At 45.4% G+C, this 4,179-nt stretch carries 4 protein-coding genes; 2 read left to right on the forward strand and 2 right to left on the reverse strand.

Features of this window, described 5'->3' with window-relative positions; genetic code table 11:
- On the reverse strand, positions 1 to 233 hold a 233-nt coding region (locus tag DP117_RS35780; RefSeq protein ID WP_211176513.1), incomplete at its 3' end, for a hypothetical protein.
- Positions 234 to 909: 676 nt separating this feature from the next.
- Between DP117_RS35780 and argJ the strand changes: the two genes are divergently transcribed.
- Entirely contained in the window at positions 910 to 2,220 is a 1,311-nt protein-coding gene (gene argJ, locus DP117_RS33630; protein WP_169222494.1) for a bifunctional ornithine acetyltransferase/N-acetylglutamate synthase, read from the forward strand.
- A gap of 192 nt (positions 2,221 to 2,412) precedes the next feature.
- On the forward strand, positions 2,413 to 3,663 hold the full coding sequence (locus DP117_RS33635) for a DNA cytosine methyltransferase (RefSeq protein ID WP_169222495.1): 1,251 nt from the start codon (positions 2,413 to 2,415) through the stop codon (positions 3,661 to 3,663).
- Here the strand turns inward: DP117_RS33635 and DP117_RS33640 are convergent.
- A partial coding sequence (locus DP117_RS33640) for a hypothetical protein (RefSeq protein WP_211176515.1) occupies positions 3,649 to 4,179 on the reverse strand: 531 nt, incomplete at its 5' end. The two genes, DP117_RS33635 and DP117_RS33640, sit on opposite strands and share 15 nt — an antisense overlap.

Consider the following 4,179-nt stretch of genomic DNA (forward strand, 5'->3'; position numbering starts at 1 on the left):
TAACTGGTAACTGGTAACTGGTAACTGGTAACTGGTAACTGGTAACTGATAACTGATAACTGATAACTGATAACTGATACTGCGCTTCCTTGATAACTGATAACTGATAACTGATAACTGATAACTGTTGAAAGAAGAGGCTGCTGTGGATCCTTGCCAGCGCGCCCTTGGTGAGGCAGTGCTCTGAAGCGAGTTTCCCAACTTGTAGCAGGTGCCGTAAGCGCAAAACGCATGCCCAGAGCGCCCTTGAACGGACTACCTCGCCCAAAGAACGATCATTTTAAAAAAATTTTAGAAAAAAGGGGGTGAGGGGTCTTGCCCCTCAGTTCAAAAATGATATACTGTGATAAGTAGATGCACCCTGATGATCTGGAGAGCTACACGAGTGGCTCTCTATTTTTTTATTTGTTGTGTTTTTTTCGTGTTTGCCCTCCTTTAAGAAGATTTCCAAAAATATTACAAATTGTAAATGAGGGGTATCACCAATCATCCCAAAAATGGAATAATATGAGAGTTAAAGATGCACCCTGATGATCTGGAGAGCTGCCCAAGTGGCTCTCTTTTTTCTTTCTTTAATATTTATTAGTCATGAATAAGTGTTCGTTTGTCAAGAGTCACTCAGGAGAATTTCAGAATTCAGAATCCAGCATCCAGAATTCACAGAACTTTTGACTCCTGACTAGTTATCACTCGGACGAAAGACAAAAGCTTGGTATAATCTCGGTTGAGAAAAACTCAGAATGCAAAACGCCCCAAGCCAAAATATCTCCTTAGACAAAGCAAGAGGATTTAGTGGGCTTGTAGATCCAACTAGCCACCCAGCTCGTTTTGAACTCATGCGCTTGTTCTTAACGAAGGAGTTCTGAGTTCTTTCTCGAACAAGCCGCTCAGAATTGTGGGGGAAAAGGAATGGCAGACTGGCAAGAAATTATTGGTGGTGTGACTGCACCTAGAGGATATCGCTCAGCAGGAATTGCAGCTGGGCTAAAACCTTCAGGATTGCCGGATTTGGCTTTGATAGTGTCGGATGTGGAGGCGATCGCCGCAGGTGTCTTCACAACCACTCATGTCAAAGCTGCCTGTGTGGATTATTGCCGTCAACGCTTACAAGCGAAGCATAGCGCCCGTGCTATCCTTTGCAACGCTGGACAAGCCAACGCTGCAACTGGTCCTGACGGGTGGTTAGATGCCTTAGAATCTGCAATGGCAGTAGCGCAAGCACTCAACATCCCCTCAGAATCTGTGCTGCTCGCTTCCACTGGTGTCATTGGGCAACGCATACGTATGGATGCACTCAAAGCAGGAATTCCGAAACTCGTTGCAGAGCTTAGTGAAACAGGATCAGATGCAGCAGCAGGTGCGATAATTACCACAGACTTAGTGACAAAATCTATTGCTTTAGAGACAACGATAGGCGATCGCCCAGTCAGAATTGGAGGTATCGCCAAAGGTTCTGGGATGATTCATCCCAACATGGCAACAATGCTAGCATTTGTAACTTGTGATGCAGCCGTGTCTCCCACTTTATGGCAACAAATGTTGAGTCGCGCAGCAGATAAAAGCTTCAATTCGATTACCGTTGATGGCGATACGAGTACCAATGACAGTTTAATCGCTCTAGCTAACGGTCAATCACGCACCCCAGCAATAACTGAAATGGGCGCAGAAGCAGAAAAATTAGAAGCGATGTTAACAGCAGTTTGCCAGCATCTGGCGAAGGCGATCGCCCGTGACGGTGAAGGCGCAACTTGTCTTATTGAAGTGCAAGTTACAGGGGCGCACGATGAACAAGCAGCCCGTCAAGTTGCCAAAACCATTGCAGGTTCTTCTCTTGTCAAGTCAGCTATTTTTGGACGCGATCCCAACTGGGGACGTATCGCTGCAGCCGCTGGACGCGCCGGAGTTCCTTTTGAGCAAGAAAACCTGAAAATAAAGTTAGGAGATTTCTTGCTAATGGAGAATGGTCAACCATTATCATTTGATAGGAAAGCTGCAAGTGAATATTTGAAACAAGCTGCAGCAGATGCTTCTGTACCAAAAGACTTGGTAGCTACAAACATGAGTAACGATGTCTCAGTTGAGCGTAGCACCATCAAGCAAAGAATAGACAATCCAGTGATGATTTCCGTCAGTATTGGTAATGGTTCTGGTTCAGGTAAAGCTTGGGGTTGTGACTTGAGTTACGACTACGTGAAAATTAACGCGGAGTATACCACTTAATCGAATAGGGAAGGTCCTTGTGTTTTTTGTAGATGAGTGCATCCCCCCTACTCGTTCACTAAATAAAACGCGCCACCCGTAGTTCCAACGATGGGTTAGGGGGTTGAATTAAGCTCAACTTCATAAAGAAATGGTACCAACTGAAAGTTGATACTTTGATCAGAAAAGACTTTAGCAGCACAAAGGGTAACATTGAACAAGCATTGGACCGTAATTGACCTTTTTTCAGGCGTAGGAGGGATGAGCTACGGCTTCCATGCTCATCCGAAATTTAGGATAGTGGGGGCTGTTGATGCCCAGATAGGTAAGCCGAGCAGCAGCCGGGGGTCTTTGCAATGTAATATCGCCTATCGAGCAAATATGGATTTGGAGCCGGTGGATGAGGATATATCAACTCTGGAACCGAAGAAGCTACGCAGAGTTCTGACAAACACTCTTGGTACGGATGCTCCTGATGTCCTAATTTCATGTGCGCCCTGCACAGGGTTCTCCAGAACACTGCCTGACAATCACATATTAGATGACCCCCGGAACTCACTGATAACGCGCAGTGCTCTCTTTGTGAGGGAATTTAGACCGACAATTTTCCTCATGGAGAATGCAAGAGAGTTGGTTGTCGGTAACTTCACTCATCACTACCAAAGGCTGCAGGAGGAACTTATGCACCTTGGGTACCAGGTTTACGGAAAGAATTATATGCTGAATCGGTTCGGTCTTCCGCAACGCAGAGAACGGGCATTAGTTATTGCGGTGCGAGAAGATTTAACGTTCAGAAGCCTTGAAGATTTGTGGGGCGGCTTTCGTGTTAGGTTAGAAGCAACCCATGTTCGCAGAGCTATTTCATCGCTGCCGCTGATAGCTGCAGGGCAACCGAACCCGAAAGATCCCCTGCATATTGCACCAGGATTTTCGGAGTTTAAAAGCCTGAAACGGCTTCAGATGATACCAAAGGACGGTGGCTCTTGGGCTGATCTGAGACACCACCCAGAGGCGCGTGATATTCTGACTCCTGCCATGCTGCGCTACATTTCCAACGGAAAATTAGGGTCGCATCCGGATGTGTATGGTCGGTTAAGCTGGGATAAGCCTGCCGTGACTATTAAGAGAGAATGTGCTCATATCGGTAATGGGCGTTACAGTCATCCTGAACAAGATCGACTATGCAGTGTTCGGGAGATGTCTATCCTTCAGGGTTTTCCGAGGAACTACAAGTTTGTAGCATCTGGGCTAGCAAATATGTACAGGCAAATAGGGGACGCTGTACCTCCGCTGATTTCCTATCAATTAGCTCACGTATGTGAATGGATTCTAAGCGGCACAAAGCCCTTAATCAGTTCAGTCATACTTCCGAATACTCATCTTAAGCTGGAGGATATAGAATCAGAATTTGATGAACAACAGACAACTCTTGAGTTGCCATCACGTATTTCAGTCCCCGTCTGATTCATTCTCACCTCTGTTGACTTTAATTGTAGGTATAACCCATGAGCCGTGAAGGAAGCACAGATCGATTCTCAGGCTACTGACCGTGATTTTCTCGACGCTACCATCTAAGATTAAAGTGAAAGCTGCTTTATTGTCTGTCGTATAAACCTTAGCACTGCTGCCTCCGTTCTTTGTTCTTGGCTTGAAGCTGCTCTCTTGCAGCCCTTTGACAAGCATTAATACATTAAGTGGAATTTCATATAGCTCATACCGGACTTTGGGTAAGGTTTTAATTGCATCACTATTCTGAATCAGGGGTGAAATTTCGGTTTGATTTTCTTTAGACACAGGTGGTAATATGTCATATGCGCGTAGCATCATGATCCGTTCATATTTGCTCAGATGAGAAATAACTCGGTATGTTGTTTCTCTGGCAAAGTCTGCAGAAACTCTGCATTCTCTGATCCACCGGGCTTCCATTAACTTTGAAATCGTAATACTTTTCTGCGGTTGGGCTAATAAAGCGCGAAAAAC

This window comes from Brasilonema sp. UFV-L1, assembly GCF_012912105.1.
In the GTDB taxonomy this organism is placed as follows: Bacteria; Cyanobacteriota; Cyanobacteriia; order Cyanobacteriales; family Nostocaceae; genus Brasilonema.

Excerpts from the sequence above, each read along its gene's own strand:
- argJ (WP_169222494.1), top strand. The coding sequence starts at position 910 with ATGGCAGACTGGCAAGAAATTATTGGTGGTGTGACTGCACCTAGAGGA.